The organism is Methanolobus psychrotolerans (genome assembly GCF_002243045.1).
GTDB lineage: Archaea > Halobacteriota > Methanosarcinia > Methanosarcinales > Methanosarcinaceae > Methanolobus > Methanolobus psychrotolerans.
In genome coordinates this window covers 38,705-64,308 of record NZ_MBKP01000017.1, presented here as the reverse complement: position 1 = coordinate 64,308, position 25,604 = coordinate 38,705, and the positions used below count along the sequence as shown (strand labels likewise).

General features: G+C 42.4%; 29 protein-coding genes. 16 read left to right on the top strand and 13 right to left on the bottom strand.

Annotation, left to right across the window (positions count from 1 at the left end; all coding sequences use genetic code 11):
- Window positions 1-117: 117 nt before the first annotated feature.
- Window positions 118-1,344: a peptidase U32 family protein gene (locus BB781_RS07340; RefSeq protein ID WP_094227849.1), complete on the bottom strand. Its 1,227-nt coding sequence runs from the start codon at window positions 1,342-1,344 to the stop codon at window positions 118-120.
- 219 nt (window positions 1,345-1,563) lie between these two features.
- Here BB781_RS07340 and BB781_RS07335 point away from each other — a divergent pair, with 219 nt between their 5' ends.
- Complete coding sequence (locus BB781_RS07335) at window positions 1,564-1,803, top strand: FeoA family protein (protein WP_094227848.1); 240 nt, start codon at window positions 1,564-1,566, stop codon at window positions 1,801-1,803.
- A 117-nt stretch (window positions 1,804-1,920) separates the two neighbouring features.
- Here BB781_RS07335 and BB781_RS16105 read toward each other — a convergent pair whose 3' ends face one another.
- The 11 genes from BB781_RS16105 to ahbD form a co-directional block, all read right to left on the bottom strand.
- Complete coding sequence (locus BB781_RS16105) at window positions 1,921-2,577, bottom strand: PEF-CTERM sorting domain-containing protein (protein WP_242492572.1); 657 nt, start codon at window positions 2,575-2,577, stop codon at window positions 1,921-1,923.
- A gap of 200 nt (window positions 2,578-2,777) precedes the next feature.
- Window positions 2,778-3,557 (bottom strand): dihydroorotate dehydrogenase electron transfer subunit, encoded by a 780-nt coding sequence (locus BB781_RS07325; RefSeq protein WP_094227846.1) that lies wholly within the window; start codon window positions 3,555-3,557, stop codon window positions 2,778-2,780.
- Entirely contained in the window at window positions 3,557-4,459 is a 903-nt protein-coding gene (locus tag BB781_RS07320) for a dihydroorotate dehydrogenase (RefSeq protein ID WP_094227865.1), read from the bottom strand. The genes BB781_RS07325 and BB781_RS07320 overlap by 1 nt, the downstream gene beginning before the upstream one ends.
- A 7-nt stretch (window positions 4,460-4,466) precedes the next feature.
- On the bottom strand, window positions 4,467-5,399 hold the full coding sequence (gene hemC, locus BB781_RS07315) for a hydroxymethylbilane synthase (protein ID WP_094227845.1): 933 nt from the start codon (window positions 5,397-5,399) through the stop codon (window positions 4,467-4,469).
- A gap of 13 nt (window positions 5,400-5,412) precedes the next feature.
- Window positions 5,413-6,678 carry a glutamate-1-semialdehyde 2,1-aminomutase gene (gene hemL, locus BB781_RS07310; protein WP_094227844.1) on the bottom strand — a complete coding sequence of 422 codons (1,266 nt, stop codon included), beginning with the start codon at window positions 6,676-6,678 and terminating at the stop codon, window positions 5,413-5,415.
- 16 nt (window positions 6,679-6,694) lie between these two features.
- Complete coding sequence (gene hemB / locus BB781_RS07305) at window positions 6,695-7,669, bottom strand: porphobilinogen synthase (protein WP_094227843.1); 975 nt, start codon at window positions 7,667-7,669, stop codon at window positions 6,695-6,697.
- Window positions 7,648-8,946 (bottom strand): glutamyl-tRNA reductase, encoded by a 1,299-nt coding sequence (gene hemA / locus BB781_RS07300; protein ID WP_094227842.1) that lies wholly within the window; start codon window positions 8,944-8,946, stop codon window positions 7,648-7,650. The genes hemB and hemA overlap by 22 nt, the downstream gene beginning before the upstream one ends.
- A gap of 55 nt (window positions 8,947-9,001) precedes the next feature.
- Entirely contained in the window at window positions 9,002-9,676 is a 675-nt protein-coding gene (locus BB781_RS07295; RefSeq protein ID WP_094227841.1) for a precorrin-2 dehydrogenase/sirohydrochlorin ferrochelatase family protein, read from the bottom strand.
- A gap of 60 nt (window positions 9,677-9,736) precedes the next feature.
- Window positions 9,737-10,195, bottom strand: coding sequence for a siroheme decarboxylase subunit beta (gene ahbB, locus BB781_RS07290; protein WP_094227840.1), 459 nt, complete (start codon window positions 10,193-10,195; stop codon window positions 9,737-9,739).
- A 4-nt stretch (window positions 10,196-10,199) separates the two neighbouring features.
- The gene (gene ahbA / locus BB781_RS07285) at window positions 10,200-10,655 is read right to left on the bottom strand and encodes a siroheme decarboxylase subunit alpha (RefSeq protein WP_094227839.1); all 456 of its coding nucleotides are present in this window, start codon (window positions 10,653-10,655) and stop codon (window positions 10,200-10,202) included.
- A gap of 5 nt (window positions 10,656-10,660) precedes the next feature.
- Window positions 10,661-11,716, bottom strand: coding sequence for a heme b synthase (gene ahbD, locus BB781_RS07280; protein ID WP_094227838.1), 1,056 nt, complete (start codon window positions 11,714-11,716; stop codon window positions 10,661-10,663).
- Window positions 11,717-12,040: 324 nt separating this feature from the next.
- Here ahbD and BB781_RS07270 point away from each other — a divergent pair, with 324 nt between their 5' ends.
- The 13 genes from BB781_RS07270 (at window position 12,041) to BB781_RS15680 (ending at window position 23,170) form a co-directional block, all read left to right on the top strand.
- The gene (locus tag BB781_RS07270) at window positions 12,041-12,421 is read left to right on the top strand and encodes a cytochrome c maturation protein CcmE domain-containing protein (RefSeq protein WP_094227836.1); all 381 of its coding nucleotides are present in this window, start codon (window positions 12,041-12,043) and stop codon (window positions 12,419-12,421) included.
- 12 nt (window positions 12,422-12,433) lie between these two features.
- Entirely contained in the window at window positions 12,434-13,303 is an 870-nt protein-coding gene (locus BB781_RS07265) for a polyprenyl synthetase family protein (protein ID WP_094227835.1), read from the top strand.
- A gap of 25 nt (window positions 13,304-13,328) precedes the next feature.
- A complete protein-coding gene (locus BB781_RS07260; protein ID WP_094227834.1) occupies window positions 13,329-14,519 on the top strand; it encodes a radical SAM/SPASM domain-containing protein in 1,191 nt (396 codons plus the stop codon).
- Between the two features lie 218 nt (window positions 14,520-14,737).
- Window positions 14,738-15,064 carry an ATP synthase archaeal subunit H gene (ahaH, locus tag BB781_RS07255; RefSeq protein WP_094227833.1) on the top strand — a complete coding sequence of 109 codons (327 nt, stop codon included), beginning with the start codon at window positions 14,738-14,740 and terminating at the stop codon, window positions 15,062-15,064.
- A complete protein-coding gene (locus BB781_RS07250; protein WP_094227832.1) occupies window positions 15,057-17,009 on the top strand; it encodes a V-type ATP synthase subunit I in 1,953 nt (650 codons plus the stop codon). Before ahaH ends, BB781_RS07250 begins: the two co-directional genes overlap by 8 nt.
- A gap of 4 nt (window positions 17,010-17,013) precedes the next feature.
- The gene (locus BB781_RS07245) at window positions 17,014-17,250 is read left to right on the top strand and encodes a V-type ATP synthase subunit K (protein ID WP_094227831.1); all 237 of its coding nucleotides are present in this window, start codon (window positions 17,014-17,016) and stop codon (window positions 17,248-17,250) included.
- Between the two features lie 46 nt (window positions 17,251-17,296).
- The gene (locus BB781_RS07240) at window positions 17,297-17,848 is read left to right on the top strand and encodes a V-type ATP synthase subunit E (RefSeq protein WP_094227830.1); all 552 of its coding nucleotides are present in this window, start codon (window positions 17,297-17,299) and stop codon (window positions 17,846-17,848) included.
- Between the two features lie 7 nt (window positions 17,849-17,855).
- On the top strand, window positions 17,856-18,932 hold the full coding sequence (locus BB781_RS07235) for a V-type ATP synthase subunit C (protein WP_094227829.1): 1,077 nt from the start codon (window positions 17,856-17,858) through the stop codon (window positions 18,930-18,932).
- Window positions 18,932-19,231: a V-type ATP synthase subunit F gene (locus BB781_RS07230; protein ID WP_094227828.1), complete on the top strand. Its 300-nt coding sequence runs from the start codon at window positions 18,932-18,934 to the stop codon at window positions 19,229-19,231. Before BB781_RS07235 ends, BB781_RS07230 begins: the two co-directional genes overlap by 1 nt.
- The gene (locus BB781_RS07225; protein WP_094227827.1) at window positions 19,222-20,958 is read left to right on the top strand and encodes an ATP synthase subunit A; all 1,737 of its coding nucleotides are present in this window, start codon (window positions 19,222-19,224) and stop codon (window positions 20,956-20,958) included. Before BB781_RS07230 ends, BB781_RS07225 begins: the two co-directional genes overlap by 10 nt.
- A gap of 1 nt (window position 20,959) precedes the next feature.
- On the top strand, window positions 20,960-22,339 hold the full coding sequence (locus tag BB781_RS07220) for an ATP synthase subunit B (protein WP_094227826.1): 1,380 nt from the start codon (window positions 20,960-20,962) through the stop codon (window positions 22,337-22,339).
- An 18-nt stretch (window positions 22,340-22,357) separates the two neighbouring features.
- Window positions 22,358-22,975 carry a V-type ATP synthase subunit D gene (locus BB781_RS07215; protein WP_094227825.1) on the top strand — a complete coding sequence of 206 codons (618 nt, stop codon included), beginning with the start codon at window positions 22,358-22,360 and terminating at the stop codon, window positions 22,973-22,975.
- 21 nt (window positions 22,976-22,996) lie between these two features.
- Window positions 22,997-23,170 carry a hypothetical protein gene (locus BB781_RS15680; RefSeq protein ID WP_164997808.1) on the top strand — a complete coding sequence of 58 codons (174 nt, stop codon included), beginning with the start codon at window positions 22,997-22,999 and terminating at the stop codon, window positions 23,168-23,170.
- Between the two features lie 180 nt (window positions 23,171-23,350).
- On the opposite strand, the gene bcp is transcribed toward BB781_RS15680, so the two are convergent.
- Window positions 23,351-23,833 carry a thioredoxin-dependent thiol peroxidase gene (gene bcp / locus BB781_RS07210; protein ID WP_094227824.1) on the bottom strand — a complete coding sequence of 161 codons (483 nt, stop codon included), beginning with the start codon at window positions 23,831-23,833 and terminating at the stop codon, window positions 23,351-23,353.
- Window positions 23,834-24,109: 276 nt separating this feature from the next.
- On the opposite strand from bcp, the gene BB781_RS07205 reads away from it, so the two are divergent.
- The gene (locus BB781_RS07205) at window positions 24,110-24,766 is read left to right on the top strand and encodes an ABC transporter ATP-binding protein (protein WP_094227823.1); all 657 of its coding nucleotides are present in this window, start codon (window positions 24,110-24,112) and stop codon (window positions 24,764-24,766) included.
- The gene (locus tag BB781_RS07200; RefSeq protein ID WP_094227822.1) at window positions 24,766-25,557 is read left to right on the top strand and encodes an ABC transporter permease; all 792 of its coding nucleotides are present in this window, start codon (window positions 24,766-24,768) and stop codon (window positions 25,555-25,557) included. Before BB781_RS07205 ends, BB781_RS07200 begins: the two co-directional genes overlap by 1 nt.
- Window positions 25,558-25,604 lie beyond the last annotated feature (47 nt).

Below are 25,604 nucleotides of genomic sequence, written 5' to 3'. Positions count from 1 at the left end.
TATATATCTGTTTGTAATATATATAGTTAATATCCTTCTCAATAAACGTGCAGGAAATTTATTCAAGAAAGATAGCATTGAGAAATTGATAATTTCCAGTTGTTTTTGACAGCGGTACTATTCAGTTTTGGTTCTGTTTATTCTGAATACACGGTCGTTCTTACGGACAACTTCCTGTACTTCAAGACCAATTTCGTTTCCTTTTCCAATTCCAATGATTTTTTCACCTTCATGAAATATGGACGTTACTTTCTGTTCTATATAGGTGGTGTTGCCTTCAATTATAATGTGATCTCCCACATTCAGCCCATTTTCAAGCAGCTTGACTGCTGCAGCAGACATCTTTGGGTAGTAATTTGTCACCACTCCTATAGCTTCGCGCTTTATTGGTGAAGCATTCATATCAAAATCATATGCAAGGTCGTCAGGTCCGGGATATCCAAAATAGAATCCGGTTGAAAAACCTCTGTTATATTCAAGTGCCATTTTTTCTTTCAGGGGAATAATTATACTTTTCTCATACATCTCATCCCTGAAAAGGTCAAGTGCCTGACGATAACATTCCGATACTGTGGAAGTATATCCGGGATTTCTAAGTCTTCCTTCAACCTTAAAGGCATCAACACCTGCCTCTATAAGTTCAGGTATATACTCTATCATACAGAGGTCTTTTGCACTCATTAGGTACTTGCCTTCAATATCCACAACTGCTCCATTATCCGAATGTAGCGACCACTCCCAACGGCATGGCTGGCTGCATTCCCCGCAGTTGCCTGATTTTCCAAGAAGATATGCTGAAAGGTAACATCTGCCGGAGATGGCCTGGCATACTGCTCCATGTACAAATACTTCGATTTCGATTTTTGTATCTTCTTTTATCTTTTTAATCTGTTCAATATTAAGTTCGCGTGCAAGTACCACCCGGCTGGCTCCAAGTGACCTATAAAACTCTGCCGTCATCTGGTTTGATACATTTGCCTGGGTTGATATGTGTATTTTCAGGTCTTTTTCAGCAGCTTTTACTATTGTTGCAGGGTCCCAGGCTATCACCGCATCTACATTTGCACAAACAGCGCACTCAAGTACTTCATCCAGTTCATGGAGGTTATGGGGATATATCACAGAATTGACTGCCAAGTATCCCTTCATGCCTTTATTATGTATCTCTTCAACAAAACTGGCAAGTTTTTCAATTGTTATCTCTTGTGCTCTGGACCTGAGACTAAGTCTGTCAAGTGAGAAGTAGGCTGCATCTGCATGTTGTTTGCATGCTTTTAGGGAAGCCAGGTTCCTTATACCCATCACAAGTTCCGGTATTTTGCTTTTGTTTTTATTAAAGGACATTATTCTATGCATTCTGATTAAGATTTAAATCACTTGTGTTGAAAAGCAAGTAAAATTGTTTAAAAAGCAACTTTTATTCAAACCCGGGAACATATATATAGGATAAAACACTATATTGCAGTGTCAAGTAATATTAGGTGTGCCTAATATCCTACTGGAATATGAATTATAGTTGTTATCTCATATATCGTCTTTCTACAAAAAGACAGAGGTTAAAAAATGGCTCCGATCATACCACTTGCAATGATGCCGGAAGGTAAGGATAGCAAAATTATTTCTATTAATGCAGGTAGCTCCCTGCTTAACCGTCTCAGATCGATGGGCTTTATAGAGAACACACTGCTCAAAGTAAAAAGAGGCATCAATGGTTCTCTTATTGTGTCCATAAATGGTTGTGATTACGCACTTGGTATGGGGATGGCTTCAAAGATCATGGTGCAGGAATATTCTGCACAATAAACTATTTTTCTCTGGTCTAGTTCAATCCTATTCAATTAACGAATAAAAGTGATTCAATTATCCAATACGTGGGATTAAATCGAAAAGTAAGAAGCCCAATGGGCTTCATTTTATAATTTATTCTTCCTTTTTACGGAATATGAAAGCAAGGCCGAGTATTGCAGCAATAGGCAATGCAATTGTCGGGAATTCAGGAATTTCATTTTCAGGACAGTCGTACCCATATTTGTATACAGTTACATGTCCGTTGTGGGGATATGTAGTACACTTCTTAGGAATGTTCTGATTCAGGGTTGTTACATCCACATTTTCTATCTTAATGGTGTGAGTAGTGCTTTCCAGTCCGCTGATCTTCAGGGACCTTATTTTCTGTGCATTGATGTTCTGTCCAAGTTCAACATCATCCCAGGTGTCTCCTTCCCATATGACCATTCCGTCTACGTATACTCTTGCATATCCGTCATTACTGTCACTTGCAAACACTATGCAGAAGCAGTTTGTAGGATATAATGTGTCAATGAGCATGTAACCGTTCTCATCGATCACGGCAAGTCTTCCGTCAGCATCGGTCCATGTACCGCCAACGACACTGCTGCTGAAATATGATGCCCACGTGCTTATTACAGCTGGATTTCCGTATGTCCATACATCAAGGTCACATTCCGCATCCTCGATTATCTCTGCATTTACTGAAGTTACAGCAGATGCTGTTCCAATCAAAAATAATGCTGCAAGCATTATAAAGAATATATTTTTCAAATTCATGTATCTCATATCGTACCACCGATTAAACGCCGATTTTGATAGATACATTTCCTATATTTAAGGATGTATTTAAACATTATGAAATAATACTAAAAGTAATACTTATAATAATAATCATTTATCTCTTTTTAAGAGTGGATGATGTTTCTCTTTTCAATAAGTGTCTTAAAACCGCGGATAAAAAGTGAAAAAGGAAAAGAACTACATAATCAAAATGTTTTCCTGTTCCCGCTTGGTCCTCTCATATAATTTCCAAATTCCGAGTCAATAAGCTGCAGGCCATTGAACACGGGTCCGTCCTTGCAGACGCGCAGCCCTTTCTTATCCATGCAGCAGGCTCCGCAAACACCGATGCCGCATTTGAAATACCTGTGAAGGCTGAATTCCGTCTTCTCAAGGGCGTTTTCTTTTTCCAGCATACCAAAGATGCACTTCATCATCATCTCAGGTCCACATGTGTATATCCTGTCATAGGCTGCTACATCAATCTCGGCAAGAATGTCTGTAACAAATCCACACCTGTGTGCAGAACCATCATCAGTTGTCAGGTGTAGTTCCCCGCAGGATGTGAATCTGTCAAAAAAGAGAAGCTCATCAGCATTTCTTGCTCCTAAAATGGTACTCATATGAATACCTGACAATGCTGCATATTCTGCGAGTGGTGCAAGTGGTGCTGCTCCTACTCCTCCTGCTATCAGGAGTATCTTTTCATCCTTGCCTGGCAGGGTAAAGCCTTTTCCGAAAGGTCCTCTTATGCCAAGACTATCCCCTTCCTCATGCATGAAAAGTTTTTCAGTGGCATCCCCTACCTTTTGCACAGTGATGGAATTCTTGCTTGACAATGTCATTGGAATCTCATCCACACCATGTATCCATACCATCACGAACTGGCCTGCAATTGCATCATCAAATGACCTGTCAAAGATAAAAGTCCTGGTAGATGGTGTTTCTTTGATGATCCTGGTTATTTTGACATTAGTAGGGTACATTATATCCTCTCATGCGCGATGCCTATGATATCTATTATATCGTTGTATTCTTTTTCTGAAACAAAATTTTCGATTCCTATGGTGATGGAACTGAAAACTTCCAGTCCTTCATGGACTGCAGATCCTACCTGCACTGCGCTGGCACCTGCCATCATCATCTCGATGGCATCTTCCCAGGTATAAATTCCCCCAACGCCAATAATGGGAATATCAAGGGCAGTATACAGGTCATAAACACATTTTAGCGCAACCGGTTTAACAGCCCGGCCGGAAAGTCCTCCAAACCTGTTGCCAAGTATGGGGTAACCACTGTTTATGTCTATTGCCATTCCCTTCACAGTGTTGATGGCCACAACAGCATCTGCACCGCCTCTTTGTGCAGCTTCTCCGATCGTTACTATATCTGTGACATTGGGTGTGAGTTTAACCCATACGGGTACATCTACTGCGTCACAAACAGCTTTTGTAATGATTTCCACAGCATCAGGGTTGCTTCCAATGGAAGCTCCATAGCCTAATGCATGCGGACAACTCACATTCAATTCAAAAGCATCAGGTTTTGAGTCAATGAGTCCCAGGGCAACATCAACAAATTCATCTTCAGTGCCTCCGAAAATGCTTGCAATGACCGGGGCATCAGCATTATTTTTAGCGAACGCAAGTTCATCCCTGAAAGCAGGGTATGAAGGATTTGGCAGGCCCATGGCATTCAAAAAACCGTATCCCAGGTCTATCATGCTTGGATTCCTGTGTCCTTCATTTGGCTCCGGGCCAATGGATTTTGTGACTACTGCACCTGCTCCTTCCTTTGCAATACGGACAAGGGATGCACCGGTAGTGCCCATTATTCCGGCAGCCAGTATTGTGGGGTTTTTGAGTTCTATTCCGGTTATCTTTATCATATTACCCTTACGCCTCATCAGATACTCTTGATCCTAACTGGCATGCTGCTCTCTGTACAAGTTCCTTGCCGCCCATTAGTGCAAGTTCTCTGCCAAGTATCCTTGCGTGGTCCTGATAGTTCTCGACCGGGATCACCTCATCAATACGGACATGTTCTGAACCATCCAGTGCCAGCACTTCACAACATATGCTGATCTCCTCTTCATTGATAAAATGTGCAAAGGAGCCTATAGGTGCTGTGCATCCTCCTTCAACATCAGTGATAACTATGCGCTCTATCTCAGTCTCTATTCTGGTTCTCTGATGATCAAGGTTGGATACTGCTTCTTCAGCTGCGCTTCCGGCTGGGGTGACTACGGCTATGGTTCCCTGATTTGCAGAAGGGCAGAAGAATTGTGGATTAAGGCGTTCAACGTCCATTTCCCACCCCATTCTCTGGAGGCCTGCTTCAGCAAGAAGGATGCCATCATAAAGACCCTCTTCGAGTTTTCTGATCCGGGTGTTGATATTTCCTCTCAGGTCTTGGACGTGAAGGTCAGGGCGATATCTGAGTATCTGTGCTCTTCGACGCATGGATGAGGTGCCAAGTACAGCTTCTTCAGGCAGCTCATCTATTCTTGAACCATCTGTTGTAAGGAGAACATCGTAAGGTGAATCACGTTTCAGTACTGCAGACGTTGATAGTTCTTCCGGGCGGACTGTAGGCAGGTCTTTCATGGAGTGAACAGAGATGTCAATTTCTCCTTCAATCATCCTGTCATCGAGTTCCCTGACAAATGCGCCAACACCGGCAACCTCGTGTAATGGTCTGTCTGTAAAGGTGTCTCCTGATGTTTTGATTATCATTCTGGTAGTGCTGACGCCAAGTTCTGCCAGAAGGCGCTCAATTGTCTCTGTCTGTGCAAGGGCTAGGGCACTTCCGCGGGTTCCTATTATCATGTGGATCCACCGCTCATTTCAGATTTGCTTCGTAAGCAAGAAGTGTCTTCTCAATGTCATCTTCAGTGTGTGCAGTTGAAATGAAATTTGTCTCAAACTGTGATGGCGGCAGGAAAACACCGCTTTCAAGCATCTTGAAGAAGAACTTCAGGTATCCTTCCTTATCACATTTGAGTACTTCCTGATAGTTAAGTGGCTTCTCACCGAAGAATATCTTGAACATGGATGCAATGCCGACAACATTATAGTCAAGCCTCATGTCTGTCACTATTTCTGATAATCTGGAGCGCAGCATATCACCTGTCGCATTGAGGTTCTTGTGTACTTCTTCTTTCTCAAGTATGTCCAGAACTGTAAGTCCTGCTGCAACTGAGGCCGGACTTCCGCTGAATGTTCCTGCCTGATACACGCTGCCTGAGGGCGCTATCATTTCAATGATATCTTTCTTTCCTCCGAAAACACCGATAGGCAATCCACCACCGATTATCTTTCCAAGGGTTGTCATGTCAGGTGTAACACCGAAATATTCCTGTGCTCCGCCCATTGCAAGTCGGAAACCGGTGATAACTTCATCGAAGATAAGCACAACATTATTCTCTTCGGTGACTTTGCGTACATCCATGAGGTAGTCACTTTCAGGAAGTACAGGTCCTATATTACCCAGGACCGGTTCTATGATGAGGGCAGCCACATCGTCCTTGCTCTTTTCAATAACGGCTGTGAGTGCTTCTATATCGTTGAAAGGAATCTGAAGTGTGTGTTTAGTAAAGTCCTCTGGTATTCCCAGAGAATCAGGTTTTCCAAGGGTTGTTGCTCCGGAGCCTGCTTTCACCAGTACCGAATCGTGTGCTCCGTGGAATCCACCTTCTATCTTGATGAATTTGTTCTTACCTGTGAATCCCCTTGCTGCGCGCAGTGCGCTCATGGTGGCTTCGGTTCCTGTGGATACGAACCTGAGCATGTCGATACTTGGGTACAAGCCTGCGATCCTCTCGGCAAGATTGACCTCAAGCTCGGTTGGTGTGCCGTACAGCCATCCCTTGTCAAGCTGAGAGATTATTGCCTGCTTTATCTGCGGGTGTGCATGTCCAAGTATTTTCGGACCGTATGCGAGACAGTAATCAATGTACTCATTACCGTCTATGTCAGTTATCTTTGAACCACATGCAGATTCTGTGTAGAATGGATATGGTTTGATGGCTCGCACCGGACTGCTGACTCCTCCCGGAAGGAGGGTTCTTGCTTTATTATATAATTCTCTGGACTTATCTAAAGACATAAAAAACACCTTGTAATCATTTTAACATATGTGCCATATCTTTGGCAAAATAGGTAATTATCATATCTGCGCCTGCACGTTTGATTGACAGGAGGGATTCGTACATGACCTTCTTCTCATCAAGCCATCCATTTTGGGCTGCAGCCTTGATCATTGAATACTCCCCGCTGACGTTGTAGGCTGCCATTGGAATCTCAAATTCTGTCTTGAGGCGGTATATTATGTCAAGATATGGAAGTGCCGGTTTGACCATAATTATGTCTGCACCTTCTTCAATATCAAGGGCTGCTTCCAGGAGTGCTTCATTGGAGTTGGCAGGGTCCATCTGGTGAGTGGACCTGTCACCAAAACAGCAACCGGAGCCTGCTGCATCCCTGAATGGTCCGTAGAATGCTGAAGAGTACTTTGCAGCATAGGACATAATAGGTACGTCCTTAAAATTGTTATCATCAAGTGAACTACGGATTACGGATATCATGCCGTCCATCATTCCAGAAGGTGCAACCATATCTGCACCGGCTTTTGCATGGCTTACAGCAATCTTTCCCAGCAAAGGTAGCGTTGGGTCGTTCAATATCTCTTCTGTTTCAAAATCAACCATTCCGCAGTGTCCGTGACTGGTGTACTCGCAGAGGCATACATCGGTTATCACCAGCATATCCTTGCCGAGTTCGTTCTTGATCTCACGCACAGCACGCTGTACGACATCATCATCACCCCAGGCACTGCTCCCCTTCTCATCTTTTGTTGATGGTACTCCAAAGAGGATTATAGCTGGTATTCCAAGGTCGGCGGCTTCCTTTGCATCGTCTGCGACCATCTCAACAGGAACATTGAAGATACCGGGCATGGATGCCACTTCCCGGACAGAATCGATTGTCTCATTGACAAATACGGGGTGTATCAGGTCATTTACAGACAATGACGTCTCACGTACCAAGTCTCTTATCTTACCATTTCTCAGTCTTCTCATTCTGCGCTCGGGGAACATTTTAACTGCCCATCCTTTACTTTTGTATTTAAATCGGATCTCTGAATGCTAAATAACTTGGCAACTGAGTTCAGTAGTTCATCGTCGCCGATTTCTGCTGCATATCTTAGGACCTTTGTGGGTTCTGCCAGTATCTTATTAACGATCGAGTGTGTAAGATCCTCTATAATTTTACTCTCTGTTTCGCCAATGGTGTGATATGCACTCAGTTTCGTGATAGCCTTCTCTTTTTCCAGTACACGAAGTTTGTATGACTGCGCGTAGAGCTCGGATACAAGATGATCCGCTTTCTGTCTCTTGTACTGTTTAATTAACAGATCGAATTCCTCGTCAATTATGGCCTGGACCTTTTTGACCTCGGCCATTCTCATCTCTAGGTTCTTTTCATTTATAACTCTGAGATTATCTATATTATAGAGGGTCACATGGGGTATATTCTCAATTGAAGGGTCTATATCTCTTGGGTTTGCAATATCGATCAACAGAAGTTCTTTACTTCTGAAACTCATCGCACTTCGGACCTGTTCGTATTTCAGAACAAAGTGCGGTGCTCCGGTTGCACTTATGACTACATCTGCTTTCCTGAGATTCTCATCGATATGATCAAAGTGGACTGCATGCCCTCCCATCTCATCAGCAAGCTGTTTTGCGGTTTCATATGTGCGGTTTGCAATATACATAAGTTTTATATCCCTGTGAGAAAGGGCACGCGTGACCAGTGTACCCATCTCACCGGTACCGATGACCATTACCATCTTGTCTTTAAGGTCTCCAACTGTTTCCTCTGCAAGGTCAACAGAAGCTGATGCAATTGAAAGTGCTCCCCTGTTGATCTCTGTTTCTGTCCTGACACGCTTGCCGACCTGGATAGCTTTGCTGAAGGTGGTGTCAAGTATCTTTCCAGTTGTTCCAATGTTCTTTGCAACCTGAAACAGATCTTTAATCTGCCCGAGTATCTGGTCTTCACCTATTATCATAGATTCAAGGCCGCATGCAAGCCTCAGCAGGTGCATGATTGATTCTTCATGATCAAAAAAATCAATAATGTTGGAAGAAAGTCCCATTCTTTTAGCAAACTGGAACAGGACACTGTTTCCCTTTGGAGATACAATATATATTTCCACACGGTTACAGGTTTTCAATACAACACATTCACAAACCCTTTCATTGGAATGCAGGTCCTTCAGCATCTTTTCGATGTCCCCGTCCCATGCTTCCTCGATTTCTTCTACAGTTGCCTTGGAATGGGTGATTACCATACTGGTTATTTCAGTCATGGACACCTCATATTCAAACTATGGTAATTCGGATGGCAATGGATATGGTACATGTTCATCTGACTTTCCTGCTTATTTTCTCTCTTACTATATCCTGTGCTATTTTAAACCCTTTTTCATAGGATTCTTCCAATGCAGACCACACTTCTTTGCTTTCCAGTATATTCCACAATATGTCTTTCCTGTCTCTCTGATCTGGAACTTCATTTTTCAAGTATGTTCTGATTTCATCCTGTATCTTTATCATATCTGCAAATTCAGGGGTGATTATTTTTTCAACCTGCTGTCTTGTAAACCTAGAAAAAGCCGGACTTGATCCGGTTGTGGAGATGCTGATCGTCAGTTCGCCCCGTTTAATTACGGCAGGCACTGTGACATCTCCAATGGCATCCACTTCGTTTGTGAGTATTCCTATTGATTTTGAAAGACTGGTTATCCTTTCGTTTACAGTTCTGTCATTTGTTGCCGGTATTACAAGAAAAGCTTCACAAATGATAGTGGTGATCTCTGTATCACTGAGTTTTCCGGCATCTGCCTTGATGAGTTTGACTCCATTTTTCCGTTCCATCTCAAAAAAAGTATCAGAAAAACTACGGCTAACAATTGTTACCTTCGCGTATTCTGAGAACAGGGTTGCTTTTCTGTCGCCGACTGACCCACTTCCAAAGATTACGACTGTTTTATCGCTCATATCTATCAGCAGTGGCAGGAAGTGGTTTTTATTTGTCATATCTCCTTCTCCGGGTATGCTTGCCTTGTGCTTTTTCTGTAAGTTAGTTAAAGATTGCGATTACAACTTGACTCCGGTCTTCTTGAATTCCCTGTCGCTGAATAAGAGCTTATAATCATTTATTTTTGTGGCTTCAGCTATCCTTGCTGCTATCTTTTCACAGTCTTCTCTTGTATATGAGTGTACCATTGTGAACAGATTGTAGTTCCATTCGGGTGCTCTTGGTCTTTCATAGCAGTGTGTCACCTCTGGAAACCCTGCCATTATTGTCCCAACTTCTTCGGTTCTCTCTTCCGGTACGTTCCAGACGCACATAGCATTTGCAACGATTCCAATATCTCTGTGTCCAATGGATGCACCGAACCTGCGGATGATGTCTTTTTCTTTCATTCTTTGAAGGCGATCAATTATTTCCTGCTCACTGATCCCAAGTTCCCGGGCGATGTCTGCAAAAGGTGATCTTTTCAGGGGTATTCCATTTTGTGTAAGCTTTATTATCTTCTCATCGATATCATCCATATTATCACCGAATGTCAAACTTCACACCAATCTTGAAGAGTCGCTTTGTAGGCAAGTCGATGAAATCAAGTCCTGTCTTCTTGTTGAGCTCATTCAGTATGCAGTTTATTCTTTCTCTGTCGGGTGCAGATATTGTGAACCATATATTGTATTTTCCAGGGCGAAGGTAATTATGGGATACTTCATGGTATGCATTTATATATTCTGCAACCTCGTCTATTTTTTCATCAGGAACCTTAACTGCTATGAGGGTGCTTGTACCCCCTAATCCTTTGCGATTGATGATAGGTCCTATTTTTCGGATGGCTCCTTTATCATGCAATCTTCCAAGTCTTTGTATGACTTCGTCTTCACTGATACCCAGTCTACCCCCCATCTCTTGGAAAGGTTTGGTTTCAAGGGGAAAACCAAATTGTATAGTGTTGAGTATCTTTTTATCTGTTTCATCAAGAAATATCATTTAAATCACTGTTTTTTAGGTATGTATATACAGTAGGGCTCTTCCTCAAGATAATCTCCCGTGGCAGCATAGGCTCGTGCGCGACATCCTCCGCATACTGTATTGTATTCGCATCTCCCACATTTTCCTTTTAGTTTTGAAACATCACGCAGGTCATTGAATACCTTAGAGTTCTCCCATATATCCTTAAAACTCTGTTCTTTAATGTTTCCGGCCAGCACAGGAAGGTAACCGCATGGAAAAACATCTCCGGTACTTGAAACAAAACAAAATCCGGTTCCTCCAAGGCAACCTTTTGTCATTGCCTCATAACCATGTGTTTTTACGCTGATCTCAACGCCTTCTTTTTCTGCTCTCTGGCGCATTATTCTGAAGTAATGTGGTGCACAGGTTGCTTTGAGCTGGATTCCTGCATCCTTTTGTCTGTCATAGAACCAATTGAGTATCCTCTCGTATTCTACTGGTGGTATCTCCTCATTTTCCAGTTCCTTGCCTCTTCCGGTGGGGACAAGCAGAAAAATGTGAAGTGCATCAGAACCGAGATCCTTTGCCATTTCAAGTATGGCAGGAATTTCTTCAATCGTGCGTTTTGTGATGGTAGGATTTATCTGAAAGCTTATTCCTGCACTTTTCAGGTTCTCTATACCTGAAATTGCACCCTTGAATGCTCCAGGCATGCAACGGAAATCATCATGGGTTTCAGGACTTGAGCCGTCAAGGCTGATACTGACTCTTTGTATGCCTGCACTTTTGATCTTCTCCGCCATTTGGGATGTTACAAGTGTTCCGTTGGTGGCCATAGCTACACGGAGTCCCTTTTCAGTGGCATATTTCGCAAGATCGAATATGTCATTCCTTACCAGTGGCTCACCACCACTCAGTATAAGGATAGGGTTTCCGATTTCCTTAATTTCATCTATAAAATGAAGTGCTTCTTCAGTTGTAAGTTCGCCTTCGGGTTTTTTCTCAGTTGATGAACCTCTGCAATGCTTGCAGGAAAGGTTGCATCCGGCTGTTGTTTCCCAGGCGATGAGTCTTGGAGGTTTTACCATATTAACCATCAGATATTTTTGTTCGTATGTTTACCTTTTTATAGGATGGAACTATACTACTGCACACCCATATTAATACTTGATTATCAGGTAAAGTCCTTCAATAGATATTGGTCTGCAGCGTTTGTTTATTGTACGAGTTTTCGTCTTAATGCGAATGGCGGCAAAGGTAAACCTGATATAGAGGTGATTCTTTATAAGCGCGTTAGAGATTGCATTCGCAATTACATGGATGACACTGTCAGCATACATTATATATCTGTTACGTTTCCGATTGGGTTTTTTGCGGAAATGTCCAGAAATGGTAAAATGATGTCATATTGAGGTGCTTTTATGGATAAAAAACAAAAAACAATTCTTGCAGTTGCTTTCATTGCCATTGTTGGTTTTGTAGGTCTCTGGAATGTAGACCTTTCACAAGGTTATCCTATGATATCGGAACTTTCACAAAATTCGGACCGGTATGTAGGGCATGATGTTAATACAATGGGCGTGGTCAAGAACGGAACCCTGGAGATATCTATAGAAGGAACTTCTTTTGTGCTTCAGGATCTTGAAGAACCCTCTTTTGAACTGAATGTGAAATATACTGGTTCTCTTCCAGTTAATCTCGTAGAAGGCCAGAGTATTAGCATAGGTGGTAAAATGGTGTATGGGGGCGTGATTGAAGCGAACCAGATAGTGATGAGCTGTCCTTCGAAGTACTCAGAATGATCGGATGGATATATGATAGAAATAGAAGATCTGGAAGAATACCAACTTATCAGAAATGCTAAAGATGAGATGGTCCACTCTATGGATGACCGTTCCCATATGAAGAAGATGCTTCTGCATATATGCAGTTCCGGTGGTAAGAATATCAGGCCCGTTATGCTCGTATTATGTACGGAAATGTGCGGAGGGAATTCTGAAAGCAGTATCAAGGCTGCACTTGCTATTGAGTTTATTCATTCTGCTTCACTGATACATGATGATGTACTTGATGGGGGGCTTATGCGCAGGGGTGTGGAATCAGCTCATAAAAAATATGGTATTCCAGCAGCGATACTTTGCGGAGATTTTTTAATATCCAAAGCAATTTCCCTAATTTCCGGATATGGCAATAATGCTGTTAATGAATTTGGAAGGGCTGGTATGTACATGGCTGAAGGAGAGACCATTGACATTTCCAGTGTAAGTGAAGAGTTCAGAGAACGAAATTATTTTGAGTGTATCAGTAAGAAAACCGGCTCTCTTTTTGCTGCGAGTGCTGCGATTGGTGCATATGTTGCTGGTGCCGACGAAGAGATAGCTTTGAAGCTAAGATTATTTGGTGAGTATGTGGGCAATGCTTATCAGATCGTTGATGATCTTCTTGAATATCTTAACAAGCTTGAAGATAAAAGTTCCACATATGAGTCTGTTACATTGCCCCTTATATACAGGAGGGCCATGGGACATGATGCTGCTGTGGAAAAAACATTAAATCAAGTCCTTCTTTGCGTACAGAATGCTAAAGCTATCCTTTCTCAGTTTCCTAGTTCAAATGCAAAGGATAAACTGGAGATTGTAACTGATCTTATTACGGTCGATATGCTTCCGGACGATATTTTTTAACATAATTAAATTATTAGGTGACTTTATGAGGGTTTACGATAAATCGGTAATTAAAGTAAATGCAGGCACTGAAAATGGGAAAGTGGTCCTTGATGCAGAAGGTCCTTTATCTCCTGTTGCAAAACCTATTATAAAACGCATCAACAAGATTTTTCAGGAAGAAAAACCTATCCATGCAGATGAGGACAATATTATATTTTCAACATGGACTCCTCCGATGCCCGGTGATGTATTCAACAGGATGATCAGTGCACAGGTTTCAGCTATTCTTAAAAAGAGGATTCCTGATCAGTTTTCCATTGGTATAACTACGAGGTGTCCCAACAATTGTATTCACTGCGGTGCAGCTGACATTGTGGCAGAGCCTATACTGGGATTTGATGAGATTAACTGTACAATACAACAGGCAATTGATATTGGTTCATATCATATCTCCTTTGATGGGGGGGAGACTATGCTTCGTAAAGACCTTGAGGAAATGGTTGCAAAAGTGGATAAAAGCCGTGCAATTGCAACATGTTTCACATCCGGTTTTGGCCTGAATGAGAAAAGGGCAACGGATTTGAAAGCAGCAGGACTTTTTGCCGCTCACATGAGTCTGGACAGTCCGTATGAGAGGGAGCATGATCGTGTAAGAGGCCGGGATGGTGCTTTCAAGGACACTGTAAATGGTATAAAGTCTATATCCAATGCTGGTATTCTTGCCGATCTTTTCGTTGTGGTTTCTCCGGATAATATCGATGATCTTGATGAGTTCTACAATTTTGCAACTGATATGGGTATGCAGGAAATGTCCATATATGAGATTATAGCTGTGGGTCGCTGGATGGGTCATGAGGATGAGGTTATAACTGCAAAGGATGTCGAGTACCTTGGTAAGTTCCAGAAATCAATGAATAAGAAAGAGGATGGTCCAAGGGTCACTGCATTTCCGCATTTCATGGGTCCTGATCAGTTTGGTTGCTTTGCAGGAAGAAGGTGGATGCATGCAACTGCAGGTGGTGATATTCTTCCCTGTGCATATACTCCTCTGTCATTCGGGAATATTCGTGAAGAAAAACTTGCTGCAATCTGGGAACGGCTGGGTCGGCATGAAGCCTACAAATGTTCTGCAGAATATTGCATGATGCGCAACCCTGAATTCAGGAGTAAATATATCCGGAGTATCCCAGAAGGAACTCAGCTTCCGATTAGACTTGATAAGCATATGCATTAATTTATATTAATTGTTATCAGTTACAAATAATCGATAACCCGTATCTAATGACTACAATTATTATATTGGTTGGGGTATAAATCCTATCATTTTAATGATAAATCATTATCATTTGTGGCTTGCTGGTATCCGGAAAACCGAATACTTTATATGTGAGTTAGCAATAGGAGGTGGTGATTTATTCAGGATAATTAGCAATTCATCACATGAGGATTAGCATGGCCAAAGAACAAATCTTGTCGGAAATCAAAGATGCAGAAGATAATGCACGAAAAATGGTTGACGACGGTAACAAAAGAAAGAATGACCGTATCGCCAGTGCACGTGCCGAGGCCAGGGAAATCATAAAACAGGCCGAGGTCGATGCACAGAAATCTGCACAAAGTGCAATTAAATCTGCAGAAGAGTCTATCGCTTCAGATAAATCAAAAATCATCGAAAATGGTAACAGTGAAGCTGCATTTATAGCCAAATCCGCTTCATCCAAGGTCGATGAGGCTGTAAAATTAATAATAAACGAGTTCGAGAGGGCAACACATGCTTGAACCAAAGCAGATGAGTCGTGCCGTGATTGTTGGCCATAAAAGCATTTTTGAAGAAACGGTCGCTGCTCTGCACAAAGCAAATCTGTTCCAGATCGAAGAGTTCAATGAAGATAATTCCGGTCTCCGTATAGGCAGGTCATTTGAAAACATAGATGATGTTTCAAAGAAACTTGTCAAAATAAGGTCCATTGCCAGTTTGCTGGGTGTAAAGGATGTTGGGACTAAAAAACAGGATCCAAAAGCGGTTGTTTCCACACTTGATGACACTCTTAATAGACTGGACACTGAGCTTGATGTAAAAACTGAGCAGAAAGGTAAGCTTGAAGCAGAACTTAAAGAGATTGATTCTCTTAAGAAAGAACTACTTCCATTTGCTAATATTTCTCTTGACCTTAACTTTTATCGTGGCTATGAGCACCTTTCTGTGTTCACCGGATATGTAAAGGAAGATGTTGGAGTCGCTGTTTCCCGAATTACTTCTTCATATGAAATATTCTATGATCCTAAGGGCGGTACCTTGGTACTGTTCGTCACGAAGGATAAGTCTACAGAGATTGCAGACTTGCTTGCTGGATTTGGTTTCAGGGAGCTTAGAGTTCCAAGTATCAGTGGAATACCTTCTGATTCCCTTTCAAGTATCACTTCAAAAGAATCCGGATTATTGAAACAGATAGAAGCAATCGATGCAGAGATCGAATCTCTAAAAGACAAATATGCTGATTTCATCCTAGCCAGCAATGAGGTTCTTTCAATAGAAGCCCAGAAGTCCGAAACTCCTCTCAGGGTAGCTACTTCAGACAGTACATTCATAATAGATGGATGGGTTCCTGACGAGGATTTTGTTGAGCTGGAGCGTATAGTGAAAGCAGCTACCAATGGACGTGCGTTTGTTTCCAGACAGGAGATGACAAAGACAGATGAAAAGATAGTTCCGATTGAGTATAATAATTCTAAAGTGGCCGCTCCTTTCCAGGAGATCATGGACCTTTACGCACGACCAAGATATAAGGAACTTGATCCTACTTCACTAATATTCATTTCTTTTCCGCTCTTTTACGGAATGATCCTTGGTGACATCGGTTATGCATTGATACTTCTTGCAATAGCGTTTGGTCTTAAAAAGGCAATTTCTTCCGATGCTATCAAACCTCTCATGAATATTCTCATTTACTGTCAGATATCTACTTTGATATTTGGTGTTCTATATGGTGAATTCCTTGGATTCTCACTTGCAAGTCTGCATACGGATCATGGGGTAACTGAAGGTTTGATCAAAGGATTTGCAACTGTAAATCTCTTAGCATCTCCTGTTGGAGGAGAAATGATTACTTTCCCTGTTCACAGGACTCACCTTGTGATGACCATGATAATTGCAACCGCTCTGGTTGGTTTTATTCACATCAATATTGGTTATCTCCTCGGTTTTATCAATGAGAACAGGAAACATGGAATGTCAGCAGCTATTTTCGAGAAAGGAAGCTGGTTTGTTATTGAAATAGGTCTTATTATGGCAATTCTCAGTTATGCAGCAATCCTTCCTTCCTTCACAACGATTGTAGGTGTTGTTGTATTCTTAATAGGATTTTTGATGCTTCTCAAAGGGGAAGGTATCAAAGGACCTATCGAGTTGCCTTCACTTCTCAGTAATTCCCTATCTTACACTCGTATCATAGCGGTAGGACTGTCATCCATCTATATTGCATCAACTGTCAACCTGATAGCCTTTGATATGATCTGGCAACCAGGGACGCCAATTGGTGTAGCAACTATCTTTGCAATTATCGTGTTCATATCTGGGCACGCATTGAATACTGTCCTGAGTATAATAGCCCCCGGTTTACACTCACTCAGGTTGCAGTATGTAGAATTCTTCGGAAAATTCTACGAAGGAGGGGGACGCAAATACAACCCATTTGGATATATTAGAAAATACACGGAGGAATAAGAAAATGGTAACAGAAACATTAACCGTAATGGACCCAGCAGGATTGAAAGCAATTGGTGCAGGACTCGCAGTAGGCCTCACAGGTATAGCATCCGCTCTTGCAGAAAAAGACATTGGTAGTGCAGCAATTGGTGCAATGGCTGAGAATGAGAGTCTTTTTGGTAAGGGTTTGATTCTGACTGTAATCCCAGAAACAATTGTAATCTTTGGTCTGGTAGTTTCACTATTGATTATCCAGTAATTTGAGAGCGCATATTTCGCTCTTAAATTTTCCAAAGGTGTTGAGCATGGGACTTGAAACTGTTATAAAAGATATTATAGATGCTGCAAAGGCAGATGTTTCCAAAATGGATTCTGATGCAGATGCAGAGGTTTCCCTGATTCTGGATGAGGCAAAACAGAATGCTAAACGGATTATGGGTGAACGTCTTGCAAAAGCAGAGGATGATATTAGAAAAATAAGGCAGCAAGAAATATCCAGTGCAAATCTTGAAGTGAAGCGCACATTGCTCAATGCACGCAAGGAAATACTCGAAAAAGTATATATCCAGGCTGTAGAAACCATATCAGCGTTTTCTCCCGAGAAAAACGAAGAACTCCTCAAAGAGCTCATAACTAATTATGAGTCAAATGGTACAAGGATTTATTCCAACGCCGGATCGGAGGAGTTGGTTAAGAAATTATCTTCGATCAAATACGCCGGTAATGTCAATTGTCTTGGTGGCGTTATCATCGAGAACGAAGATGGTACTATCAGATTGGATTATACCTACGATGTCATCCTTAAAAGCGTGAATGAGCGGTTGTTGAAACAGACATCTGACATCTTATTCGGGTGATTTCTATATGCAGCTGTTGCAGAAATTTAAGCTTGGTAAATCCAAAAAATCCCCGTCAAAGGGTCATGCAAACTACGCATATACTACAGCACGTGTACGTGCAATGAAAAGTAAGATCCTGCCAAAGGAGACATATCCTAGGCTCATGAATATGAGCATCGATGAAATTACCAGGTTCATCGGGGAATCTGAGTATAAAGAGGATATCGATGAATTGGCAAGGATACATGACGGCGTAGATCTTATTGAGCATGCTCTGAACAGGAATCTTGCTGTAACCTTCACAAAACTGCTTAGTATTTCAGAGGGGGATGTGAATTTCCTTGTAGGTGAGAAGCTCAAAAAGTATGATATCTGGAATATAAAAACCCTACTTCGCGGTAAATATTGTAATGCTTCCACAGAGGAGATTCTTGAAGCCATTGTTGCGGCGGGAAGGCTGAGTTATTCTTTCCTTTCATCTCTGGCAGCAAAGGGAACTTATGAAGAAGTAATCTCCGAGCTTGCAAATACAGAATATTACCCTATACTGAAGGGTTATGATGGTACAAATCTTTCAGATATCGAAAATCAGCTTGATAAAATGTATTATGCCGGGTTGTTTGGTACAATCAGAGAATCAAAATCCAAGGATCGTAAGTTATTTGCGGAATTTATCCGGATGGGCATTGATCTGAAGAATCTGGTCACACTTTTCCGCCTGAAGAAATCCGGGATCGCGGATCCTGAAATGATGAATCTGATGATTGATGGCGGACTCAGGTTAAAGCACAGGGATATAGAGAAAATGATGCCTCTTTCCTTTGCAGATTTTGTATCTGAACTTGAGAGCAATCCATATTGGGATGTAATGGCAGATGTTGTACGTCCAGATATGGTTTCATTGATTGATATTGAGACCCGACTGAAAAAACACAGGCTTAAATCTGCAGCAAGCTTTTCACATGTTTATCCGATCTCAATTGTACCAATTATGGACTACATGCTAAGTAAACAGAATGAGATTAGCAATTTAAGGATAATTGTACGTGGCAAAGCCGCCAACCTCGATGATGATATTATCAAGGAACAGTTGGTGATCTGATGGAATTAGCAGTGGTCGGAAACGGCGAGTTTGTAACAGGTTTCAGGCTGGCCGGTATCAAAAAGATATTTGAAGTTAATGATGGCGAACTTGAACCTACTGTAGAGAAAATACTTGAGGATCGAGAAGTCGGCATTCTGGTAATGCACGGTGATGATCTGATAAAACTACCGGAGATGTTGAGAAACACTATCAACGACTCTGTTGAGCCAACTGTTGTGACTCTCGGGGGTAGTGGTGAAAGTTCGAACTTAAGGGAAAAAATAAAACAATCGGTAGGTGTAGATCTGTGGAAATGAAAGGTGAAATTTATCGAGTGGCCGGACCTGTGGTTACTATTACAGGTATTAAACCAAAGATGTACGATGTGGTACACGTTGGAAATGAAGGTCTAATGGGCGAAGTTATCAGAATTAAAGGTGACAAAGCCACTGTTCAGGTATATGAGGATACATCTGGTATCAAACCGGGTGAACCTGTAGTAAACACTGGAATGTCTCTCTCTGTAGAACTTGGTCCAGGTTTATTAGAAAGTATTTATGATGGTATTCAGAGACCTCTGAAAGTACTCCAGGAAAAAATGGGAGACTTTATTGAGAGAGGTGTCACTGCTAATGGTCTTGACCGTGACAAGGTATGGGAGTTCAAGCCAGTAGTATCAAGTGGCGACTCTGTAAAAGGCGGTGAAGTTATCGGTGTTGTACAGGAAACAGAGAACATTGAGCATAAGATCATGGTTCCTCCAACGGTTTCCGGTACAATAGAAGAAATAAAGTCCGGCAAATTCAAAGTGGATGAAACCGTATGCGTCCTGACTGACGGTACAGAAATCTCCATGATGCAGAAGTGGCCTGTAAGAATGCCACGTCCGGTAATTAAGAAGTTCATTCCAAGAACACCTCTTATCACAGGTCAGAGGATTCTTGATGGTCTCTTCCCTGTTGCAAAAGGCGGTACTGCAGCTATTCCTGGTCCATTTGGTTCAGGAAAGACAGTTACTCAGCAGCAGCTTGCAAAGTGGAGTGACACTGACATTGTAGTTTATATCGGATGTGGAGAACGTGGGAACGAAATGGCTGATGTACTGAATGAGTTCCCTGAACTCCAGGACCCAAAGACCGGTCGTCCACTCATGGAACGTACAGTTCTTATTGCAAACACATCTAATATGCCTGTGGCTGCTCGTGAAGCATCAGTTTATACAGGTATCACAATCGCAGAATATTACCGTGACATGGGATACGATGTATCACTCATGGCAGACTCTACATCAAGATGGGCGGAAGCAATGAGGGAAATCTCCTCAAGGCTTGAAGAAATGCCTGGTGAAGAAGGGTACCCTGCCTACCTCTCTGCAAGGCTCTCAGAGTTCTACGAGCGGGCAGGTGCTGTGAAATCACTCGCAGGTGAGGAAGGTTCAATCACAGTTATCGGTGCAGTATCACCACCAGGTGGTGACTTCTCAGAGCCGGTCACACAGAACACTCTCCGTATTGTAAAAGTGTTCTGGGCGCTGGACGCCAAACTTGCACAGAGGAGACACTTCCCATCCATTAACTGGCTTACAAGTTACAGTCTGTACACCCAGGGCCTTTCTGAATGGTTTACAGAGAACGTTGCACCTGACTGGGTATCTCTCAGGGACAATGCAATGGATCTTCTTCAGCAGGAGTCCGAACTTCAGGAAATCGTACAGCTTGTAGGTTCTGATGCGCTTCCTGAAGACCAACAGCTTGTTCTTGAGATCTGCCGTATGCTCAGGGAATACTTCCTTCAGCAGAACGCGTTCCATCCTGTTGATACATACTGTCCTTTTGATAAGCAGTACAAGTTATTGAAAGCAATCTCCAAGTACAGTGATATGGCACAGGCAGCACTGGAAGCCGGAATACCAATGAAAGACATCCTTTCACTTGAGTCCAAGGATGAGCTTGCTAAGGTCAAATTCGAAGAGGACTTCGAGAGTGCACTGAATGTTGTTCTGGAAAAGATGGACAGGGAATTTGCAGCACTTGGAGGCAACTAAAATGACCAAGGAATACAAGACGATAACAGAAATTTCAGGACCTTTGATATTCATTGAAAAGACTGAACCCGTAGGTTATGGTGAACTTGTTCACATTAACCTTCCGGATGGTACAACAAAGAGGGGTCAGGTCCTTGATACCTCCGCTGATATTGTAGCTGTTCAGGTGTTCGAAGGGACAGGTGGACTGAATGAGGAATCTGGTGTAGTGTTCTCAGGTGAGACAATCAAACTCCCGGTATCAAAAGACATGCTTGGACGTATCCTCTCAGGTTCTGGGGAACCATTGGATGGCGGACCACGTATCATTCCAGAGGACAGGGTAGATGTTAATGGTGCATCAATGAACCCATACTCAAGGATGCCACCGGTGGACTTTATCCAGACTGGTATTTCAACAATTGACGGAACTAACACCCTTGTTCGTGGACAGAAGCTTCCTATCTTCTCCGGATCAGGACTTCCACACAACGAGATTGCACTTCAGATTGCACGTCAGGCAAAAGTTCCCGGTTCAGAAGAACCTTTTGCAGTGGTATTCGCTGCAATGGGTATCACAAATGAAGAAGCCCAGTACTTCATGGAGGACTTTGAGAAGACCGGTGCTCTTGAGAGGGCAGTAGTTTTCCTTAACCTTGCAGATGACCCTGCTGTAGAGCGTCTCATCACACCAAGGATGGCGCTTACAGCTGCAGAGTATCTTGCATACGAACACGACATGCACGTACTCGTTATCCTTACCGATATCACAAACTACTGTGAAGCACTCCGTCAGATGGGTGCAGCCCGTGAAGAAGTACCAGGAAGGCGTGGTTACCCGGGTTACATGTACACTGACCTTGCATCACTCTATGAGCGTGCAGGTGTAATCAAGGGAAGAAAGGGTTCAGTAACACAGTTCTCAATCCTTACTATGCCTGGTGACGATATAACTCACCCTATCCCTGACCTTTCAGGATATATCACTGAAGGACAGATCGTGGTATCTAGGGAGCTTCACAGAAAGGGTATCTACCCACCTATCAATGTACTCCCGTCCCTGTCCCGTCTGATGAACTCAGGTATCGGTGCAGGTAAGACTAGGGACGACCACAAGGCAGTATCTGATCAGATGTATGCAGGTTATGCAGAAGGTCGTGACCTTAGAGGTCTTGTAGCTATTGTGGGTAAAGAGGCATTGTCTGAGAGGGACCAGAGGATCCTTGAGTTCGCTGATCTCTTTGAAGACAGGTTCGTCCGTCAGGGTAGAGATGAAGACAGGTCAATTGAAGATACCCTTAATGTTGCATGGGACATTCTCTCTGAGCTTCCAGAAGCCCTGCTCACAAGGATCGATAACAAGTATATCGATAAGTACCACCCTGCTCATAAGAGCAACTGAGAATACAGGTGATTCCACATGGGCGCAAAAGATGTAAAACCAACTCGTTCCGAACTTATCGAACTTAAGAAGAAGATCCAACTCTCCCAAGGTGGCCACAAGCTGCTCAAGATGAAAAGGGATGGTCTTATCCTTGAGTTCTTTGAGATCCTCAACAAAGCAAAGGATGTAAGGACCGAGCTGGATGCCGCCTATGAAGATGCTTCCCGGAAGATAGGTATTGCAAATGCTGTTGACGGTACTATTACCGTCAAATCCACAGCTTTTGCACTTAAGAGCAAGCCTGAGATTGAACTGGAAAGTCGCAATATCATGGGTGTTGTCGTTCCAAAGATCGAGTCATCCAGTGTAAAGAAGTCCATAAACGAACGTGGTTATGGTATTCTTGGTACCAGTTCATATACTGATGAGGCAGCAGATGCCTATGAGCATCTTGTCGAAAAGATTATCCTTGCAGCAGAGATTGAGACTACCATGAAAAAGCTTCTTGATGATATCGAGAAGACTAAAAGACGTGTCAATGCTCTCGAATTTAAAGTAATACCGGAACTTCAGGAAGCAATGACCTTCATCAGGCTCCGTCTCGAAGAGATGGAAAGGGAAAACACCTTCAGATTAAAGAGGATCAAAGGATAGTCCTTTGATATTCTTTTTGTTATGAACGATGTTCCAGATGATCGGCCAAACATGGCCGACCGTTTTTTTCAAAAACTACTCCAGCCCGAGAATCTTGGAAGAATCCTCCGGTGGGCATGGATAATATCTCTTTTGATGCTGGCACTTGGATATATTATCATATTTACGAAGGTCAGGCATCTTCTACCTATATGATATCTATTTTCCTTTTCTTTATTATTCTGAATCTTCTTCTCTCTTATATAGTGTTAAACTCACTCCAAAGCCCACGCATCTCCCACCCAACAGGAGTAATACGTTTATTTTTATTCCACTCGCCAAAATCCAATAGTGCACTTTCCACATTTTCCAGGCGCACCAAAAAACCAAAAATCCTTACTTTGACCTTATCTCCCTGAGCACCTCAAACACCTTCTCAGCATGCTCGCTTGTCTTCACATTGTCCCACACTTTCACCAACATTCCATCAGGATCAATAAGGAAAGTACTCCTGACAGTACCCATGTATTCCTTGCCATAGTTTTTCTTCATCCTCCACACATCATACTTCTTATGAACAGCTGTGTCTTCATCAGAGAGAAGTGTGATACCAAGTTCTTTTTTCTCAATGAAGCTTATATGTGATTTGACGCTGTCCTTGCTTAATCCAAGTATCACTGCATTCTCTGAAGTAAAAGCATCCTTCAGGGCCGTAAAGTCCTGTGCTTCTTTTGTACATCCTGAAGTATTATCTTTGGGATAAAAATAAAGAACAATCCACTTGCCTTTAAAATCTTTCAGGCATACTTCATTTCCATTCTGGTCCGGGAGGCAAAACTCAGGAGCTTTTTGTCCCTCAGTTAGTGAATTTTTGCTCATAGAATACCTTATGTGTTTTTTTCATTTAAAGCCTTTATACTATGAAAGTTCTACTTCTGAATCGAGTCTGCTAAAAAAGAAGATTGGGTTGGTTGTTATTAATCGGGGGCAGAGTTGTAAGTTCTTGATTGTACCAACCCAAGGCATACTACAAGCTGATTATATATAATCATGAGTCCCATATATATACAAAATCCATAAAAACCTATATGATTAATGTATGTCTATATATGCTTTCAAGGATTGATTATTGTATACGGCTGGAGAATGCTATAAATGGAAGTATTGAATATTCACAATCTTTCTGTCCAATATGGCGGAAAATCAATTCTGTCTGATTTTAACCTATTGGTTGGAAGGGGAGATAAAATCCTTATAAAAGGACAGTCCGGCGTTGGTAAATCAACCCTTTTAAGACAGATAATGGGATTCGGTATGCAGAGTTCCGGCACGATATACCTTAACGGTGTACTATTAGACAGGGATTCTATATGGGATCTACGAAAGAGGGTAGCCTATGTATCTCAGGATACTGATATTGGTGAGGGCCAGGTTTCTGAACTGCTTGATGAAGTATTCTCATTCAAGGCTAACAGGGATGTCTTTGACAGGAACAAGCTTGATGAACTGTTGTCTTACCTGTCCCTGCCTCACGAAATCCTTAAAAAGGAATATATGAAACTCTCAGGAGGGGAAAAGCAAAGGATAACTCTTGTTATGGCTTTGTTATCATGTAAAGATATCTTTCTGCTTGATGAGGTCACAGCAGAACTTGACAGTATCCTGAAAAAGAAAGTAGTGGATTTGTTCTTTGGGAATCCAGAATGGACCGTACTGGCAATATCTCATGATAGGGAGTGGGAATATTTGAACACCGGTGATGCCGGGACTGGGGGTATCAGGGTCATTGACTTTTCAGCGGAGGCTAACTGATGGAAACATACGAGATCGGCCTGACGGGTCTGCTCTTCTCATTCCTGCTACTGCTCATTCCTGTGTTTATTAGTTACCATCTCCGGCTGAAGCTGATATCTTCCACAGTTGAAGGTGTTATCAGGATGATCCTCCAGCTCGCCTTTGTAGGCGTGTTCCTTACATTCCTCTTTGAACTGAACAGTGCAGGGCTGAACATACTCTGGGTGTTTGTCATGGTCTTTGTAGCATCCCATACCGTGCTGAAGAATGCGGAACTGAAAACTAAATATTTATTCCCCATGCTGATCATATCAATGGTCGTCACCAATTATTCCATGCTTCTCTATTTCAACAGGTTTATCGTCAACCTGAATGACTTATTTGATGCACGCTATCTGATTCCCATAGCTGGTATGGTGCTTGGCAATTCCCTGAGGGCCAATGTTGTGGGAATGGAAAACTTCTGCACCGAGATTCGGAGAAACGAGAACCGTTACCTTTTCAACTTGTCAATGGGAGCCGAAAAGACCGAGGCACTTCTCCCCTATCTCCGTAGGAGCATGAGGGTGGCAATGAAACCCACTATTGCAAATATGGCTACAATAGGTATCGTTTTCATTCCCGGCATGATGACTGGGCAGATACTTGCCGGTGCAAGTCCTATGGTCGCAATAGAATACCAGATAGCGATCATGTTAGCCATTTACGTAACAACAATGGTGAATCTGCTTTTAGGTATTCTTGTCTTGATCCATAAGGGCTTTGATGAGTATGGGATGTTCAAAAAGGAGATACTCAGGGGAGCCTGAAAGGCATACAAATATGCTGGTGATGCCCAAGGTATGAGTTGATCTTT

Bases quoted from the DNA above. Each gene is read 5' to 3' on its own strand.
- BB781_RS07340 (WP_094227849.1), bottom strand. From the start codon at position 1,344: ATGTCCTTTAATAAAAACAAAAGCAAAATACCGGAACTTGTGATGGGT.
- BB781_RS07335 (WP_094227848.1), top strand. From the start codon at position 1,564: ATGGCTCCGATCATACCACTTGCAATGATGCCGGAAGGTAAGGATAGC.
- BB781_RS16105 (WP_242492572.1), bottom strand. From the start codon at position 2,577: ATGAGATACATGAATTTGAAAAATATATTCTTTATAATGCTTGCAGCA.
- BB781_RS07325 (WP_094227846.1), bottom strand. From the start codon at position 3,557: ATGTACCCTACTAATGTCAAAATAACCAGGATCATCAAAGAAACACCA.
- BB781_RS07320 (WP_094227865.1), bottom strand. From the start codon at position 4,459: ATGATAAAGATAACCGGAATAGAACTCAAAAACCCCACAATACTGGCT.
- hemC (WP_094227845.1), bottom strand. From the start codon at position 5,399: ATGATAATAGGAACCCGCGGAAGTGCCCTAGCCCTTGCACAGACAGAG.
- hemL (WP_094227844.1), bottom strand. From the start codon at position 6,678: ATGTCTTTAGATAAGTCCAGAGAATTATATAATAAAGCAAGAACCCTC.
- hemB (WP_094227843.1), bottom strand. From the start codon at position 7,669: ATGTTCCCCGAGCGCAGAATGAGAAGACTGAGAAATGGTAAGATAAGA.
- hemA (WP_094227842.1), bottom strand. From the start codon at position 8,946: ATGACTGAAATAACCAGTATGGTAATCACCCATTCCAAGGCAACTGTA.
- BB781_RS07295 (WP_094227841.1), bottom strand. From the start codon at position 9,676: ATGACAAATAAAAACCACTTCCTGCCACTGCTGATAGATATGAGCGAT.
- ahbB (WP_094227840.1), bottom strand. From the start codon at position 10,195: ATGGATGATATCGATGAGAAGATAATAAAGCTTACACAAAATGGAATA.
- ahbA (WP_094227839.1), bottom strand. From the start codon at position 10,655: ATGATATTTCTTGATGAAACAGATAAAAAGATACTCAACACTATACAA.
- ahbD (WP_094227838.1), bottom strand. From the start codon at position 11,716: ATGGTTAATATGGTAAAACCTCCAAGACTCATCGCCTGGGAAACAACA.
- BB781_RS07270 (WP_094227836.1), top strand. From the start codon at position 12,041: ATGGATAAAAAACAAAAAACAATTCTTGCAGTTGCTTTCATTGCCATT.
- BB781_RS07265 (WP_094227835.1), top strand. From the start codon at position 12,434: ATGATAGAAATAGAAGATCTGGAAGAATACCAACTTATCAGAAATGCT.
- BB781_RS07260 (WP_094227834.1), top strand. From the start codon at position 13,329: ATGAGGGTTTACGATAAATCGGTAATTAAAGTAAATGCAGGCACTGAA.
- ahaH (WP_094227833.1), top strand. From the start codon at position 14,738: ATGGCCAAAGAACAAATCTTGTCGGAAATCAAAGATGCAGAAGATAAT.
- BB781_RS07250 (WP_094227832.1), top strand. From the start codon at position 15,057: ATGCTTGAACCAAAGCAGATGAGTCGTGCCGTGATTGTTGGCCATAAA.
- BB781_RS07245 (WP_094227831.1), top strand. From the start codon at position 17,014: ATGGTAACAGAAACATTAACCGTAATGGACCCAGCAGGATTGAAAGCA.
- BB781_RS07240 (WP_094227830.1), top strand. From the start codon at position 17,297: ATGGGACTTGAAACTGTTATAAAAGATATTATAGATGCTGCAAAGGCA.
- BB781_RS07235 (WP_094227829.1), top strand. From the start codon at position 17,856: ATGCAGCTGTTGCAGAAATTTAAGCTTGGTAAATCCAAAAAATCCCCG.
- BB781_RS07230 (WP_094227828.1), top strand. From the start codon at position 18,932: ATGGAATTAGCAGTGGTCGGAAACGGCGAGTTTGTAACAGGTTTCAGG.
- BB781_RS07220 (WP_094227826.1), top strand. From the start codon at position 20,960: ATGACCAAGGAATACAAGACGATAACAGAAATTTCAGGACCTTTGATA.
- BB781_RS07215 (WP_094227825.1), top strand. From the start codon at position 22,358: ATGGGCGCAAAAGATGTAAAACCAACTCGTTCCGAACTTATCGAACTT.
- BB781_RS15680 (WP_164997808.1), top strand. From the start codon at position 22,997: ATGAACGATGTTCCAGATGATCGGCCAAACATGGCCGACCGTTTTTTT.
- bcp (WP_094227824.1), bottom strand. From the start codon at position 23,833: ATGAGCAAAAATTCACTAACTGAGGGACAAAAAGCTCCTGAGTTTTGC.
- BB781_RS07205 (WP_094227823.1), top strand. From the start codon at position 24,110: ATGGAAGTATTGAATATTCACAATCTTTCTGTCCAATATGGCGGAAAA.
- BB781_RS07200 (WP_094227822.1), top strand. From the start codon at position 24,766: ATGGAAACATACGAGATCGGCCTGACGGGTCTGCTCTTCTCATTCCTG.